Annotated in this window: 14 protein-coding genes; 9 read left to right on the forward strand and 5 right to left on the reverse strand. The window is 64.0% G+C overall.

What is annotated here, in order from left to right; all coding sequences use genetic code 11:
- Positions 1–167 precede the first annotated feature (167 nt).
- Both rfbB and rfbA read right to left on the reverse strand, forming a co-directional pair.
- Positions 168–1235, reverse strand: a complete 1068-nt coding sequence (gene rfbB, locus ACVI1L_RS28185; protein WP_057020236.1) for a dTDP-glucose 4,6-dehydratase — start codon at positions 1233–1235, stop codon at positions 168–170.
- On the reverse strand, positions 1225–2136 hold the full coding sequence (gene rfbA, locus ACVI1L_RS28190; protein WP_018270712.1) for a glucose-1-phosphate thymidylyltransferase RfbA: 912 nt from the start codon (positions 2134–2136) through the stop codon (positions 1225–1227). The genes rfbB and rfbA overlap by 11 nt, the downstream gene beginning before the upstream one ends.
- 109 nt (positions 2137–2245) lie before the next feature.
- On the opposite strand from rfbA, the gene rfbC reads away from it, so the two are divergent.
- Together rfbC and rfbD are read left to right on the forward strand one after the other, a co-directional pair.
- The gene (gene rfbC / locus ACVI1L_RS28195) at positions 2246–2800 is read left to right on the forward strand and encodes a dTDP-4-dehydrorhamnose 3,5-epimerase (protein ID WP_028331576.1); all 555 of its coding nucleotides are present in this window, start codon (positions 2246–2248) and stop codon (positions 2798–2800) included.
- Complete coding sequence (gene rfbD, locus ACVI1L_RS28200) at positions 2800–3711, forward strand: dTDP-4-dehydrorhamnose reductase (RefSeq protein WP_456784369.1); 912 nt, start codon at positions 2800–2802, stop codon at positions 3709–3711. Before rfbC ends, rfbD begins: the two co-directional genes overlap by 1 nt.
- Before the next feature lie 135 nt (positions 3712–3846).
- Here the strand turns inward: rfbD and ACVI1L_RS28205 are convergent, their stop codons facing one another.
- The gene (locus ACVI1L_RS28205) at positions 3847–5154 is read right to left on the reverse strand and encodes a UDP-glucose dehydrogenase family protein (protein WP_057020237.1); all 1308 of its coding nucleotides are present in this window, start codon (positions 5152–5154) and stop codon (positions 3847–3849) included.
- Here ACVI1L_RS28205 and ACVI1L_RS28210 point away from each other — a divergent pair.
- Complete coding sequence (locus ACVI1L_RS28210; RefSeq protein WP_456784370.1) at positions 5153–7729, forward strand: glycosyltransferase family 2 protein; 2577 nt, start codon at positions 5153–5155, stop codon at positions 7727–7729. The two genes, ACVI1L_RS28205 and ACVI1L_RS28210, sit on opposite strands and share 2 nt — an antisense overlap.
- On the opposite strand, the gene ACVI1L_RS28215 is transcribed toward ACVI1L_RS28210, so the two are convergent.
- Positions 7670–9601, reverse strand: a complete 1932-nt coding sequence (locus ACVI1L_RS28215) for a glycosyltransferase family 2 protein (RefSeq protein WP_456784371.1) — start codon at positions 9599–9601, stop codon at positions 7670–7672. The genes ACVI1L_RS28210 and ACVI1L_RS28215 overlap by 60 nt on opposite strands.
- On the opposite strand from ACVI1L_RS28215, the gene ACVI1L_RS28220 reads away from it, so the two are divergent.
- Positions 9557–10267: a hypothetical protein gene (locus tag ACVI1L_RS28220; RefSeq protein ID WP_456784372.1), complete on the forward strand. Its 711-nt coding sequence runs from the start codon at positions 9557–9559 to the stop codon at positions 10265–10267. The two genes, ACVI1L_RS28215 and ACVI1L_RS28220, sit on opposite strands and share 45 nt — an antisense overlap.
- Here ACVI1L_RS28220 and ACVI1L_RS28225 read toward each other — a convergent pair.
- Positions 10251–11177 carry a hypothetical protein gene (locus tag ACVI1L_RS28225; RefSeq protein WP_229158222.1) on the reverse strand — a complete coding sequence of 309 codons (927 nt, stop codon included), beginning with the start codon at positions 11175–11177 and terminating at the stop codon, positions 10251–10253. The genes ACVI1L_RS28220 and ACVI1L_RS28225 overlap by 17 nt on opposite strands.
- A gap of 194 nt (positions 11178–11371) precedes the next feature.
- On the opposite strand from ACVI1L_RS28225, the gene ACVI1L_RS28230 reads away from it, so the two are divergent.
- The 5 genes from ACVI1L_RS28230 to galE all read left to right on the forward strand — a co-directional run bounded on the left by ACVI1L_RS28230 (position 11372) and on the right by galE (position 15685).
- Complete coding sequence (locus ACVI1L_RS28230; protein ID WP_057020241.1) at positions 11372–12607, forward strand: glycosyltransferase family 4 protein; 1236 nt, start codon at positions 11372–11374, stop codon at positions 12605–12607.
- 15 nt (positions 12608–12622) lie between these two features.
- Positions 12623–13285, forward strand: coding sequence for a ParA family protein (locus ACVI1L_RS28235; protein WP_028345280.1), 663 nt, complete (start codon positions 12623–12625; stop codon positions 13283–13285).
- A 219-nt stretch (positions 13286–13504) separates the two neighbouring features.
- Complete coding sequence (locus tag ACVI1L_RS28240) at positions 13505–14134, forward strand: transglutaminase-like cysteine peptidase (protein WP_076833281.1); 630 nt, start codon at positions 13505–13507, stop codon at positions 14132–14134.
- Between the two features lie 158 nt (positions 14135–14292).
- Positions 14293–14550: a hypothetical protein gene (locus ACVI1L_RS28245; protein WP_143271190.1), complete on the forward strand. Its 258-nt coding sequence runs from the start codon at positions 14293–14295 to the stop codon at positions 14548–14550.
- Between the two features lie 139 nt (positions 14551–14689).
- Positions 14690–15685 (forward strand): UDP-glucose 4-epimerase GalE, encoded by a 996-nt coding sequence (galE, locus tag ACVI1L_RS28250; protein WP_253587352.1) that lies wholly within the window; start codon positions 14690–14692, stop codon positions 15683–15685.
- Positions 15686–15741: the final 56 nt, after the last annotated feature.

Below are 15741 nucleotides of genomic sequence, written 5' to 3' on the forward strand. Positions count from 1 at the left end.
ACGGGATTCCGTGGTTTCTCGAGTTGTTGTCTGGCGGGTGGCTGCCAATCCACCGTCGGAAGGCGGTCGCGGCTCGTCAAGCAGCGATGATATCTGGTTGAGTCGTCATCGCGCTTCTCGACGTCCTGTTGGCGGCCATCCACGCCGGTGATTGGAAAGATCGGCGACTACTGGTTCAGGCCGACGCGCTCCACCTTGTAGCCGCCCTCCAGGATGGCGCGCCACCAAGGTTGCTCGTCGACATACCAGCGCACGGTCTTGGCGATGCCGGTCTCGAAATTCTCCTCGGCGCGCCAGCCGAGCTCGGTCTCGAGCTTGGTGGCGTCGATGGCATAGCGGCGGTCGTGGCCGGGCCGGTCGGCGACGAAATTGATCAGCTGGCGGCGCGGGCCTGCCGCGGCCGGCACGACCTCGTCGAGCAGGTCGCAGATGCTCTCGACCACGTGCAGGTTGGTGCGCTCGTTGCGGCCGCCGACATTGTAGGTCTCGCCGACCTCGCCGCGCTCCAGCACCAGCGTCAGCGCCTTGGCGTGATCCTCGACGAACAGCCAGTCGCGGATGTTCTTGCCGTCGCCATAGACCGGCAGCGGCTCGCCGGCGAGCCCCTTGATGATCATGTGCGGGATCAGCTTTTCGGGGAAGTGATAGGGGCCGTAATTGTTGGAGCAGTTGGTCACCAGGGTCGGCAGCTCGTAGGTCTCGCGCCAGGCCCGCACCAGGTGATCGGACGATGCCTTGCTGGCCGAATAGGGCGAGTTCGGCGCATATGCCGTGGTCTCGGTGAACAGCCCTTCGTCGCCGAGCGAACCGAACACCTCGTCGGTCGAGATATGCAGGAAGCGAAACCGGTCGCGCTTCTCGGGCGAGAGCGAACGCCAGTGGCGCAGCGTCTCCTGCAGGATCGTGAAGGTGCCGACGATGTTGGTCTGGATGAATTCGCCGGGGCCGTCGATCGAGCGGTCGACATGGCTTTCCGCGGCAAGGTTCATCACCGCATCGGGCTGATATTTCTCGAACAGCCGGCGCAGGTTCTGCGCCTCGCAGATGCAGGCCTTCTCGAAGGTGTAGTTCAGGCTTTCGGCGGCACGGGGCAGCGAGGCCAGGTTTGCCGCATAGGTCAGCTTGTCGATGTTGACGACGCGGGCGTGGGTGTCGCGCAGCAGGTGGCGGACCACGGCGGAGCCGATGAAGCCGGCGCCGCCGGTGACGAAGATCGTCGATCCCTTAAACCGCATGTTTGAATACCTCCGCCGCGCGCGGCTCGCCGTGGAATGAGCGGTAGACCGACAGCAGGTACTCGCCGTAGCTGCTCTTGGCGGTCTTCTGTGCGACCCTCGCGAACGCCTCGAGCGAGATGTAGCCCTGGCGCAGCGCGATCTCCTCGGGGCAGGCGATGCGCAGGCCCTGGCGCTGCTCCAGGATCTGGACGAAATGGCTGGCCTCGACCAGCGAGGAATGGGTGCCGGTGTCGAGCCAGGCAAAGCCGCGGCCGAGCACCTCGACATAGAGGTCGCCGCGTTCGAGATAGGCCTTGTTGACGTCGGTGATCTCGATCTCGCCGCGCGGGGATGGCCTGATACCGGCCGCTATGTCGACCACATCATTGTCGTAGAAGTAGAGGCCGGTGACCGCGACGTTGGATTTCGGCCGCTTCGGCTTCTCCTCGATCGAGAGCGCCCGGCCGGTGCCGTCCAGCTCGATCACGCCGTACTGTTCAGGCGCGTTCACGACATAGCCGAACACGGTGGCGCCTTTCTTGCGGATCGAGGCGGACGACAGCATGCTCGGCAGGCCGTGGCCATAGAAAATGTTATCCCCTAACACAAGGGCAACGGAGTCATCACCGATGAAGTCGCGTCCGACGATGAAGGCGTCGGCAAGACCCCGCGGGGTCTCCTGCGTGGCATAGGCGAACCGGACACCCATCTCGCTGCCATCGCCAAGCAAGCGCTGGAACAGCGGCTTGTCCTGCGGCGTGGAAATGATCAGGATATCGCGGATTCCGCCCAGCATCAGCGTCGACAGCGGATAGTAGATCATCGGCTTGTCGAACACGGGCAGCAGTTGCTTGGAGACGACTGTCGTCACCGGATAGAGGCGCGAGCCGGTGCCACCGGCAAGGATAATGCCTTTCATGGTCCCTCACAATTTGACTATCAGAACATAACATATAGCGTGCGCTGCACAAGTTTGTTATGAGAAGGAAATTAACATTTCAAGCGCGTCAAACTGGAACAAATGTTAGATGAACGTCATCAAGACCGAGCTTCCTGAAGTCCTGATCGTCGAGCCGAAGCTGTTCGGCGACCAGCGCGGCTTCTTCCTCGAGACCTACCAGTCTCCGCGTTATGTCGAGCACGGCATCACGCGTCCGTTCGTGCAGGACAACATGTCCCGCTCGGCCTATGGCGTGCTGCGCGGGCTGCATCTGCAAAACCCGGTCACCCAGGGCAAACTCGTCTCCGTGCTGCGCGGCAAGGTGCTGGACGTTGCCGTCGACGTGCGCGTCGGCAGTCCGAATTTCGGCAAGCATGTCGCGGTCGAATTGAGCGAGGAGAACCGCCGGCAATTATGGGTGCCGCGCGGCTTCGCCCACGGCTTCGTGGTGCTCTCGGAAACCGCCGACTTCTTCTACAAGTGCGACGATTTCTACAGCCCCAAGGACGAGCTCTCGATCCGGTGGAATGATCCCGCGATCGGGATCAAGTGGGGCGTCGACAAGCCACAGCTGTCGGCCAAGGATGCGGACGCGCCGCTCCTCGCCGACGCCAGCAACCTTCCGACCTATGGACAAATCTGATGCGGATCTTGTTGACGGGAACACGCGGCCAGGTTGGCAGTGCGCTCAAGCCTTTGCTGGAGAGCCACGGCACGATCATCGCGCCGCCCACCGCGGAGTTCGATCTGTCGAAGCCGGAGATGCTGACGAGCCAGCTTGAGAGTCTGAAGCCCGATCTCATCATCAATCCGGCGGCCTATACCGCCGTCGATCGCGCCGAGGACGAGCGTGAGCTGGCGTTCCTGGTTAACGCGAAGGGACCTGAAGCGATCGCCAAATGGGCTGCAACGAACGGCGTGCCGCTGGTGCATTTCTCCACGGACTACGTCTTCAATGGTTCGGGCGACAGGCCGTGGCGCGAGGACAGCCCGACCGAACCGCTGTCGGTCTACGGCGCCAGCAAGCTTGCCGGTGATGTCGCGATCCAGGCGGCGGGCGGGGCGCATCTGATCGCGCGCACCTCATGGGTTTATGCCGCAAAGGGCACGAATTTCCTGCGCACCATCGCGCGGCTCGCCGGTGAGCGTAAGGAGCTGCGGATCGTGGCCGATCAGATCGGTGCGCCAACCACGGCATCAGCGATCGCCGGTGCGGTCGCCGGCATCGTCCTGCCGAACCTCACCACGTTGCACGATCAGCTCGCGCGCCGGGGCGGTGTCGTCAATCTCGTCTGCGCCGGCGAAACCAGCTGGCATGGCTTCGCAACCGCCATTGTCGGCGGGCTGAGGTCCCGCGGGGTCACGCTGGCGGTCGAGAACATCGCTCCGATCGCAGCGGCCGAATTCCCGACCAAGGCGATGCGTCCGGGCAATTCGCGGCTGGATCTGTCGCGGCTGAAGGCGCAGTTCGGCGTGGCGATGCCGACCTGGCAGGAAGCGCTGGCGCGCGAACTGGATGCGTTTGTCCAGCTCGGCGCGCCCGCCCACGCTTAGGGCCGCTTCGGAAGCGGATGCCGGTGCGCGTGAAGAAAACGCGTCAGACAAGAAAAGAGCCTTGGTTCTGATTTGATCAGAACCAAGGCTCCAGGATTGAACCGGCCGGCGGCTATCGTTGCCGGGCGCGAGCGCTCAGCGCGGCCGACCGATGCTGTCGTAGGTGAAGCCGTGCGCGGCCATCTCGTCCGGACGGTAGATGTTGCGCAGGTCGACGACGACCGGATGCTTCATCTCCTGCTTGATGCGCTTGAGATCGAGCGCGCGGAACTGGCGCCACTCGGTCACGATCACCAGCGCATCGGCCTGGCGCGCGCATTCATAGGCATCCTTGCAGTACTCGATCTCAGGCAATTCCTTGCGCGCCTGCTCCATGCCAATGGGATCGTAGGCACGAACCTTGGCGCCGAAGTCGATCAGGCCGTTGATCAGCGGGATCGAGGGCGCCTCGCGCATGTCGTCCGTGTCGGGCTTGAAGGTCAGGCCGAGCACGCCGATGGTCTTGCCGCGCAGCTCGCCGCCGAGCACGTTGGCGACCTTGCGCGCCATCGCGCGCTTGCGGTTGTCGTTCGCGGTCAGCGTGGCCTCGACGATTTTCAGCTGGACGTCGTGGTCGAGCGCGGTCTTGAACAGCGCACGGGTGTCCTTCGGGAAGCAGGAGCCGCCATAGCCGGCGCCGGCATGCAGGAACTTGGTTCCAATCCGGTTGTCGAGCCCGATGCCGCGCGCGACCTCCTGCACGTTCGCCCCGACCCTCTCGGAGAGATCGGCGATCTCGTTGATGAAGGTGATCTTGGTGGCAAGGAAGGCATTCGCGGCGTATTTGATCAATTCCGCCGTGCGTCGCGCGGTATAGAGGATCGGCGCCTGGTTCAGATAGAGCGGACGATAGACTTCGCCCATCACCCTCTTGGCCCGGTCGTCCTCGGTGCCGACGACGATGCGGTCGGGATGGCGGAAATCCTGGATTGCGGCGCCTTCGCGCAGGAATTCGGGATTCGACGCAACGGCGAAATCGGCGTCGGGATTGGTTTCGCGGATCAGGCGTTCAACCTCGTCGCCGGTGCCCACGGGCACGGTCGACTTGGTCACCACCACGGTGAACTTCTTGAGCGCCGCGCCGATCTCCTTGGCAGCAGCATAGACGTAGCTCAGGTCCGCATGGCCGTCGCCGCGCCGCGAGGGCGTTCCGACAGCGATGAACACGGCATCGGCGTCCGCGACGGCGCCCGCGAGCTCCGTCGTGAAGGTCAGCCGTCCGGCCGCGGCGTTGGTGTCGACGAGCTTATCGAGGTCAGTTTCGTAGATCGGGATCTTGCCGCGCTTCAGGGCTTCGATCTTGCCGGCGTCCTTGTCGACGCAAACGACCTGATGGCCGAAATCGGCAAAACACGCTCCGGACACGAGACCTACATATCCCGTTCCAACCATTGCAATCTTCATGAATCCGCTCGTCGATCAGTGTGGAGAGGAGGAGTTAGCACTAGCACAATTGGCGCCGACAACGCCAAGTTTTATAACGCATAGTTTGTGTTGGAGGTCGGCGGCTTTTTGTGCAAACGGTGATCGCCCCAGTGCAGCTGAGCGCCCGCTAGTCACCTCGGGCGCACCATGGACACATTCTCAACTTGAAATCGACCGACATTCGAGCTGCCGTTTGAGGGTGGACATGAGCATGAAGACGATTAGCAAGCAGAAGCCCTCAGGAACCGAATACGCGTCGTTGCAAACGCAGTTCTCCAGATCCGATCGCACGACGTTTTCCGGGTTTGTCTATGATCGCGCCGATCTCGGCCGGCGTTACACTGTCGACCTGCTCGTCGACGGCGAGCCATACATGTCATCATTGTGTGACGAGTTCGTAACAGAGCTTGCCGACGCCGGGATCGGCGACGCTCGATTTGGCTTTACCTTCAACGTGCAGGATCAGGTCAGCGCGAACGCCGGGATCATTGAGGCAAGGCTGGCGAATATCGGCACTCCCGTCGGTGCTCCGATTCGCTGCGATGTCGCTGCGCCGGAAGCGCGATGGCACCGGATCGGCGATATCGAGTGGGTCGGAGGTCTGCGCTTCGAAGGCTGGCTTGCTCAGGACATCGACGAGGACATCGAAATTCTGATCGCGCAACGGCCGGTGATGACCGTGAAGCCGACCGGGTGGACCAACGTTGCGCGGGGCGGCGAGTTCGGCGTCGGCCGCCGGATCGATTTTCATCTGCCCGAGCATTTTGCGGACGGTCGCATGCGCGGACTATCCGCGCGGACGATTTCGGGACGGAGTCTGATCTCGGAGCCGATTTCCTTTGTCGCTTTCGATCGCGGATTGGAGCAAACGCTCGCGGATCTCGGGCGCTGGGATAGCGAGCGGCTTCGTGGAGAGCTGTTCGACCGAGTGTTGCCGGCCTCGATGCCGTTTCACGCCTATCGCGGCTGGAAAGAGCGCTTCTCGCCGACGACACAATCTGAACAGTCTGACGTTGCATCCGAGGCGGCAGTCGTCCTGATCGGCGATGTCAGGGTGGACGAGAGCATCGAAAGCCTCGAAGCCCAACGGCACTCCGCCTGGTCGGCGGTGTCCCTGCCGGCGCGAGCGTTCAGTCAATTCGATCCGATGGCAGCGCGCGAGTTTGTCGACGGCGATGCCGCCGGCAGTGCGTTCTTTGTGTTTTGTCTGAGCGGAACGATCCTCGCGGAAGACGCCTTGCAGCGCTTCGCCGATCTCTTCGCGTCCGAACCCGGCTGCGATATGGTCTATGGCGACGTCGAAGTTGCTGCAGGCGCCGGGGCTGTCTGGCCGCTGGCGTTCTCCGCATTCGATCTCGAACGCGCGCTCGAGCAGGGCTATGGGGCGTATTGTTTTGCGGTGCGTCGGGAGCCTGCCGTGGAAGCGCTGCTATCGGCGACGTCGCTCTACGACATCTTCCTTTGCTGCGCGGAGCCGGATCGAACCTATCATCTTCCGGGATCGGTTGCGGCATTGCCGCGGATTGATGCATCGGCCGCAACCTCCGAACTGGTCGCCGCGAGCAAGGCGTATTTTGCCAGAGCCGGCATCGAGGCCAATGTCGAGCCTCGGAAAGCGGGTCTTCTTCCGGCCGTTCAGGTCAAGCGCGCCGTCGATTGGAGCGAGCGCACCACCATCATCATCCCGACCAGAAATCGCGCCGAGCTGCTCAAGCGATGCATCGAGACGGTCATGCCGGCGGCAAATGAGACGAACGCCCGGATCCTTGTCGTCGACAACAGCTCGACCGAGCCGGAAACGCTGGACTATCTGGACAGCCTGTCCGCGCAGGAAATCGACGTGATCTCGGTCGAGGGGCCCTTCAACTTCGCATTCATCAACAACGCCGCCGTCGCTTGCGTCGATACGGAGAACATCTGCTTTCTCAACAATGACGTCGAGGCGCTCGACGACAGTTGGTTGGCGGAGATGCTGTGGCGGCTCGCGGCTCCCGACGTCGGAGCCGTCGGTGCAAAGCTGCTCTGGCCGAGCAGCGTCGTGCAGCACGGCGGAGTGGTGCTGGGAGCCAATTTCTCGGCCGCGCACGCCTTCAACGACCGGATGGATGGTGATCCCGGCTATGGCGATTTGCTTCAGGTGGCGCACGAATGTTCGGCGGTGACGGGGGCGTGCCTCCTGATGCGCAAGCGCGATTTCGTGGCCGTCGCCGGCATGGACGAGATCCGCTTTCCGATCAGCTTCAACGATATCGATTTGTGCCTGAAGCTGCGCCAGCTCGGAAAGCGGATCGTGTTCACGCCGGACGCGAAACTCGTTCATCTGGAGTCGGCAAGCCGCGGTCGCGATTCCGCGCCGGATCGCAGGGCACGCTTCAGGCGCGAGCTGTCGATCCTGCGCGCGAAATGGGGCGAGGTGCTGCTCGACGATCCCTATTACAGCCCACTGCTGGGGCTGGATTCGACGCCGTTCTCCTCGCTTGCATGGCCGCCGCGATCATGGAAGCCGCGTGCCAACCTGCCGCCGGTGTCGACCGCTCCTCCGATCGGGTTGTAGCAGGACGTCATCGACCGCCCAGTCGCGTACGGCAGCAATCGTTGCATCGGCATCAAAGCCTGGCTGCAGCTGCAGGTCCGTGCTTCGGCCGCGCCCCGGAGGCGTCGGGCTCCATTCCGTCGCGGCGATCGGCAGGCCGGTTGCCAGCAGCGCGTCCACCAACGGATGGCCAAACGCCGGTTCGCCGATGTCGAGAACCAATTTCGTGATGCCGTGACCTTCGATGAGCGTGGCGACGTCGTCGACGACAATATCGCCGGTGACGATGACATTGGTGCGCTGCATCAGCTTGAGATCGTCGAGGGTACTTCCCAGCACGATGATCTCGACGTCTTCGTCGGCGTCGGCCAGTTGATCGCTCAACGCTCGTATGAAGCGAAATTCCGCGGCGTTGGCGTGCAGGACCAGCAGGCCGAGACGCGCGGGGCCGCTCACGGCGGGATACAGCGCCGGCGGCGCGGGCGGGTCGCTCAGCCTCACGGCTTGCAGGCCGAGAACCCCTTCCGAAAAGGCCGCGCCGTGGTCATCGATCGCAGTCACGCGCCGCGCCCCGGCGACCAGGCTTGTCCAATCCGGATGAACGCCTGATCCAGCCACAGCGCGCATTGCAAGCGCGGTGTCGGTGATCAGGAGGTCGTAGGCAAAGTGTTGCGTGAGCTGCGCCAGACATGGGCCGGGAATGCGGTTCGGCTCCGCAATCTCGAGCAACTGGATACTGAGATCGGCGAGAAACCTCAGAAGAGCTTCGCGGCCCTCAGGCGTCGCAACGTCAAGCGCGATCGACTGCGGCGCTCCGCCATCCGGATCGAACATCGCAGCCAGCTGGCGTTGTCCCTCGGAGCGGATCTGCACGACCAGACCGTGCTGACCCTCCGCCGCCAGCTGCCGGCAGCGCCTGATGGCAATTGCGCGGCCGGCGAACGAGCCGCAGAGGATGACGGATGGGCCGGCGGCGACCTGCTGGTTCGTGAGCAGCTTGAGCTCAAGCGCGGCGCGGCAATCGCGGAGTGGATCGGCAAGCAGGAATGCGGCGCAGTCCGTCGCATAGCGCCGGTAACGGTGTTCGAGAACGCGAAGATTTCGCATCACGAGCGAACGCTTCTCGCCCAGAAACGAGCGCGAGCCCTCGTGCCCGACGAAAACCGAAGGAATGCAGACGTTGCGGAAGCCCGCCTCCGCCGCGCGCAGGCAGAAGTCGACGTCTTCGAGATAGCCGCGATAGAAGTCGTCGGAGAGCTCGCGCACGGCGTCGAGGCATTCGCGGGTAATGTAGAGGCAGAACCCGATGCCGTTGGGGATGTCGATGGCAATCCCGGAATTTGCCCTGCCTGCAAGTTCATCCAGCAATTCGATTTCGCCGACCGCGGGCAGGGGATTTGACCGGTTCGGGATTGGAAAGCTGGTGTATTCGCCGTTGTTCGACAGCGGGGTCGCCGTGCCCACCCTCGGCGTCGATTGCACGGCGCTGCGCAGGCGTTGCAGCGCGTATTTCGGCACGATCGTGTCCGAATTCAGCAGCACGACGTCGCCGGCGCCGGTCTCGCCGAGCGCCCGGTTGACCGCGCCGACAAAGCCAAGATTGTGCTCGTTGGTCAGGAGGCGGATGCGGAACTCGGCGGCGAGCTCGTTGAGTAGGCGCTTGATGTCGGGCTCGGGCGACGCATCATCCACGACGACGATGGTCGAGCCCGGCGTGCAGGCGAGCGCATTCAACGCGCTGTCGATGCAGGCTCGCGTTGCGGCCAGATCCCGGTATACCGGGATGATGATGGTGAGTGGAGGAGGTTCGCCGTTTCGAAGGCGAGCCGGCCGGCGTGGTGCGGTCCGATGATCCGGAACGCGGTTGGCCGGGAGTTGAACACTTGCGATCACCCGGTCCGCCTGCGTGATCTGCAGGCGCTGCGAGGTCGCGGATGCGGGCCGGATCAGACGGAAGCTCGCAGCCTGTCGCCCGTCACGCGCGAATCTGTGGCGTGGATCGGCGGGAAGCTGGATCGTGCTGGATTGATCCGCCTGCGCCAGCGAAAGGTGCGGGTCGTCCGGCCCGCGCCACGTCACCCATCCCTTCACCTCTTCATCGAGAAAGTCGATGCGGGCGCAGCTGTCCTGGCCGCTCTGTTCGAGCAGAAGGAGGGCGCTCCTGACCGAATCCGGATCGTCATCACGCCGCGTGACGCTTCGCGCCGCCTCGATCTGCTGAAGGTCGTCGCCCCAAGCCATCATTCGCCGGGCAGCGACCAGATCGTCCGGCTCGAGCTCGAGCGCCCTCGCCACGCTGGCGATGGCCGCATCCCTGAGATCAAGATGAAACAGCGCTTCCGCGCGCAGCAGATGGGCGCGAGCGCCCGGATGCGGCAGGATCCGGCAGCGGCGGTCGGCGAGCGCGAACGCCAGGCGGAAATCACGCGCCTCGAGCGCCCCGACAGCGGCCCGCTCGAGATCGACGTGGTGGAGCGTTTTGGACGTAAAGGCGATCCTGCGCGCGGCGGCGGTCAAATGGCGCCCTTATCTGTCCGCATGGTCAGCCTGCCGTCTTGACGGCGCCCTGCCGGCTCCGGAACACGCGCACCCGTCCCTCGAGGCGGGGTCCGTCCTGGTGCGGCATCGGAGTGGCGGGTTCGACGCGCCTCGGCTGCTGGGGCGCGAGAGGGGCTGCCTGCACCCGGCGCTCCTCGAGGTTGAGCTTGAGGCCCACCAGCGGTTCCCGTCCTGAGGGACCCGACACCACAATCCGGTTCCCGGTGACCCGCAGGGTCGGAGCCCCCAGGAAGATGGTTTCAGCCGCGATGGAGAAGCGATCCGCGCCGGGACCCGTGGCCTCCAGCGAGAACCCCGTGATGGCCAATGCGCGTCCCCGGGTTCCGGCAAAAGTTCCGAGAGGAACGAACTGGTTGTCGCCGCGCTGCGGCCTGGCGAACTTGACGGCATATTGCAGCTGGAGATCCCGCGGCTTGTTGGGCCATTCGAGGGAAATTCCCTCGATCCGGGCCGGCGCGGACGGTCCGGCAATCCAGACATTCGAGCCGACGGTCACGTCGCCCAGGCCCGCGACATGCGCGAGCAGCTTGAGGTCGCTCAACTCGCCGGGGCCGGCCTCCGGCTCGAACATGTCGAATGGCTGGCTGGCCGGCTGCTGCTCAGCCGCCTGTCCCTGGGTCAGCGGCTCGATCTTGATGTTGGCGGCGGTCGACCCGCCGACGCGCCCTGCCGTGACCTCGACGATCAGGCGGCTCGGCCGGGCGACCGACACGACCAGCGCGGTCTCGGGCGCGAACAGGGTTCCATTGACCACGTCCGGTCCGGTAATGATATTACAATTGTTAAGACTGGCGCGATCCGCGTATACGCGCACCACCGGAGGTGACACCTTATCATCTGCGCCATTGTATCGAACCAGGAAGAGACCCCGTGCCAGATCAATGGTTTTCTGCTGAATCTGTTCGTTCATTGTCGCCTGCGAGCCTAACGGAATGGATTGGTAAGTCTCCTGCAGTGTGCCCCAAAAATCTGTGTGATAGAAGGGGGCTTAATGTTAATCCGGTAAGATAGTTTTACTCGCCAATCGATGACATACCGCCGGTGATGATGCAGACCCTGACCCCAATCGAAGACCGCGCGGCCGGGGGGCGCGCTCGCCCGCCAATGAACGTCCTGTTCGTCCACAATAACTTTCCGGCCCAGTACCGCCACATTGCGCGCGCGCTCGCAGAGCAGCCCGGCAACAGGGTCGTTGCCGTCGGTTCATCGACCGCGAGCACGACGCCGGATATCCGGCTGCTCAAATATTCGACGACCAAGACGGATTCCGCGGTCGTCCATCCGTTTGCCCGGCGCTTCGATGTCGAATCGCGGCGTGCCGAAGAGGTTCTGTACGCGCTGTCGTCGCTGTCGGGGCAAGGCTTCGTGCCCGACCTGATCTTCGCGCATCCCGGTTGGGGCGAGACGCTGCCGCTGCGCACGATGTTTCCGCGCGCGCGGATCATCCTCTATTGCGAATTCTACTACGGTGCCGAGGGCAGGGACGTCGGCTTCGATCCCGAGTTTCCCATGACGGGCCTTGATGGCAACGTCGCACTCCATCTGAAGAATGCGACCACGCTGCTGGCGCTCACGGAATGCGATACGGGCGTCTCGCCGACGCCCTGGCAGAGGTCGACCTTTCCCGCCGAGTTTCAGAGCAAGATCGAGGTGATCCACGAGGGCGTCGACACCGACGAGGTGAAGCCCAATCCCGTCGCGCGGTTTCAGCTTCCGAACGGTGCGACGCTGTCGGCGGACGACGAAGTGATCACCTACGTCTCGCGCAACCTCGAGCCGGTGCGCGGATTCCATATCTTCATGCGGTCCCTGCCGAGGATACTCGCCGCGCGGCCGAATGCGCAGGTTGTGATCGTCGGCGGCAGCGGGACATCCTACGGGGCGAACCCGCCCAAGGGTTCGAGCTGGAAGTCGATGTTCCTGGACGAGATCAAGTCGGATATCGACCTGCGCCGGGTGCATTTCCTCGGCCGGATTCCTCGGGAACCGTATCTCGAGCTGCTGCAGATTTCCTCGGTGCACGTCTATCTGACCTATCCCTTCGTGCTGTCCTGGTCGCTGCTGGAGGCGATGAGCGCGGGATGTGCGGTGGTGGCATCCGACACCGCCCCGCTTCGCGATATCATCTCGGACGGCAACGGCCTGCTGGTGCCGTTTTTTGATATTGATGCGCTGTCGGATCAGGTACTGTCGGTGCTGTCACGGCCCAAGGCCTTCAAGAAGATGCGGATGAAGGCGCGCAGCTTCGTGCGGGACAATTACGACGCAAAGCGGGTCTGTCTGCCCCGGATGCTGACGCTCGTTGATGAAGGTGTCCTCCCGCGCACATACGGGGGATAACGCCAGGAGTTTGCGATGCCGCTTGTCATCTCGGTTGCCCAGCGCAAGGGCGGAGTCGGAAAGACGACCCTTGCGGTCTTGCTCGCCGCAGAACTGGATCGGCGCACGGGCGTGGTCGGACTGGTCGACGCCGACTCGCAGGCGTCCGCGTGTCACTGGGCCGAGCCCGGCAATCTGTCGTTCCCCGTCTACCAGCTTGATCCGGAAACCCGGCCGGTCGCCGAATGGGCCAAGCTGATGCGCCAGATTCCGCATCAGATCATCGTGGTGGACTCCGCGCCGAACGATCGGGTGCTGGGCGCGGTGCTCGCGGTCGCCAATATCGTGCTGATGCCGTGCACGCCGTCCGGCCTTGACATCGAGGCCACCGCGCGGACGCTCGACATCGTGCGGGAAGTGCGCGCCACGCGGCGAACGGCGCTCCGTGCCATGATCGTGCCGAACCGCGTCGACCAGCGCACGCTCGAAGGCCAGCAGCTGATCGAGGAGCTTGATACGCTCGACGAGGAGATCGGGCCGATGATCGGCAGCCGCTCGGCCTATGTGCGCGCCGTCGCCTTGGGGCAATCGGTCGCCGATTTCGCCGGCGGGACGCCCGCGGATCTCGAGATCAAGATGCTCGCCGATCTCGTGATGAGCTGGTGCGGGATCGCGCCCAGGCAGCGGGTGGCGATTTAACAGAGGGCGCCGGCGGCTTCACGACAGGCCAACCATGCCGGCATGGGAACGAAAGAGTTCGGGCCGCAACCGGCCCTTGACCTGACGGCGGCGCCCCGCAGGCTTGGTTAACGGACTGCTCGCGCGCACCCTCGCATTTGAAACAAATGCCACAGCGCGCTTGAGCCCAAGCTCAAGACATTTCCCGTACATGCTTCCCGTCACTGTGGGGAGTGAAGAATGTACAACGTCAAGAGAGTGATGGCCCTGGTTCTGGCCGTCCTTGCGCTCGGGACAAGCGCACAGAACACCCAGGCTGGAATGGTCGGCTTCCCGCTGCCGCTGCGTGGCGTGATCGAGAAGATCCGCTTCAGCGAGCCGACGCTGGCCCCGATGGCCTACACCATGTTCTGTATGCGCTATGCCGACGAGTGCAAGCCGAAAGCCCGCGCCCGGATGGTGTTCCGCGGCGGCGCCACACGCCTGACCAAGCAACGCATCGCCGACCTGATCGAGGTCAACGCATCGGTCAATCGCAGCATCGTGCCACAGCGCAACGAACGCGGCCTTGCCGGCGAGGAATGGTTGATCAATCCGGCGCGCGGCGATTGCAACGACTACGCGGTCAGCAAGCGCCACGAGCTCCTGGCGCGCGGCTGGCCGATGCGCGACCTTCTGCTGAGCGAGGTTGTGACCTCCTCCGGCGAGCATCATCTCGTGCTGGTGGTCCGTGCCAAGGGTGGAGACATGGTGCTCGACAATTTGAATGCGCAGATCCGCAGCTGGTCGCAGGCGCGTTATCGTTGGGTCAGGATGCAGACCCCGGCGAACCCCGACCACTGGGCTGGCGTCGCGCAGGCCGGCGCCTGAATTCCTGAACGAGCCCCATCGATCGAAAATGGCGCGGCGAGACATTTCGCCGCGCCATTTTTCGTAGCAGCGACGATCGCCAGCGCGCCGCGGCGACATTGCCGGAACGATTGGAGGCATCGACGGTTGACCCCGGTTCAACCCATCGAGGCATCGACATGAAGCTGGCCGGCCTTGTCACAACAGCGGCGCTGGTCGTCGCCCTAGCCACGCCGGTGCTTGCACAGGGCACCGGGCAGACCACGCAGGGCACAACGCGCTATTCGATCGATGGACCAGGCGGTGGTGTTCCGACATCGCGGCCGCAGGCGACCCAGCCGGTCCCGCCGGCAACACCGGCTTACCCCTATGGCAGAGCGTCGCGGCACGGGCCGCCGGTCGGTCAACGGACCAACGTGCCGCTGGGGTCGCGCTGACCGTCGCTTCGGCTGCAAATCCGTTCAGTCTTAACGCTATTCCCATCGTCATTTTGCCGCCTCGGACGGAATGTCGTACCGATGCGATCACTGCGCCGGTTGAGGCGCGGGATTGGTTCGCGCAGGGCGAAATTTTCAGATGGCGAGCAGGGGTTCAATCCTGATCACGGGTGGCGCGGGATACATCGGATCCCATTGCGCCAAGGCGGTTGCCGAGGCCGGATTTCTGCCGGTCGTCTACGACAATTTGTCCACCGGTCACCGTGATTTCGTGCGATGGGGGCCGCTCGTGATCGGCGACGTCGCCGACCACGACAAGATCGCCGCCACTATCAGCGACCACAACGCGCTCGCCGCGATGCATTTCGCTGCGTTCAGCGCGGTCGGCGAGTCCGTGGCGGATCCGCAGAAATATTTCACCAACAACATTGCCGGCACGCTCGGCCTGCTGCGCGGCATGCGGGAGGCGGGCTGCGACCGCCTGGTGTTTTCCAGCACCGGCGCGGTCTACGGCAACGCCGGACGCGATCCAATTCCCGAGAGTGCCGCAGGTCCGACCGTCAATCCCTACGGCCGCTCCAAATTCATGATCGAGCAGATCCTGGCCGACTACCGCGCGGCCTATCGGTTCAACTCGGTCTGTCTGCGCTATTTCAATGCCTGCGGCGCCGACGCCTCCGTCACCATCGGCGAACTCCGCGATCCCGAGACGCATTTGATTCCGCGCGCGCTGATGGCGCTGCTGGGGCACGTGCCGGACTTTGCCATCTTCGGCGAAGACTATGACACGCCCGACGGCACCGCGGTGCGCGACTACATCCATGTCGATGATCTCGCGAGCGCCCATATCGCGGCGCTCGAGCTGCTGCTGAAGGGCGACGCCGGCGGCGTGTTCAATCTCGGCACCGGCACCGGCTATTCGGTGCGCCAGGTGCTCGACGCGATCCGCGCCGAGACCGGTGAAGCGGTGCCGAGCGTGGTGCGCGAGCGCCGGGCCGGCGATCCGCCGATCCTGGTGGCCGATCCCTCCAGGTCGGAGCGCGGCCTCGGCTTCAAGGCCAGCCGGTCCGATCTCGGCTACATCATTCGCTCGGCCTGGGCCTGGCATCAGAAGGCGCATCCGCGCCGGCGGTAGAGCATGATCCGGAAAAGTGCGAAGCGGTTTTCCCTCGCGACAAACGCGGAACGCGT

This window comes from Bradyrhizobium sp. USDA 4516 (genome assembly GCF_054055915.1).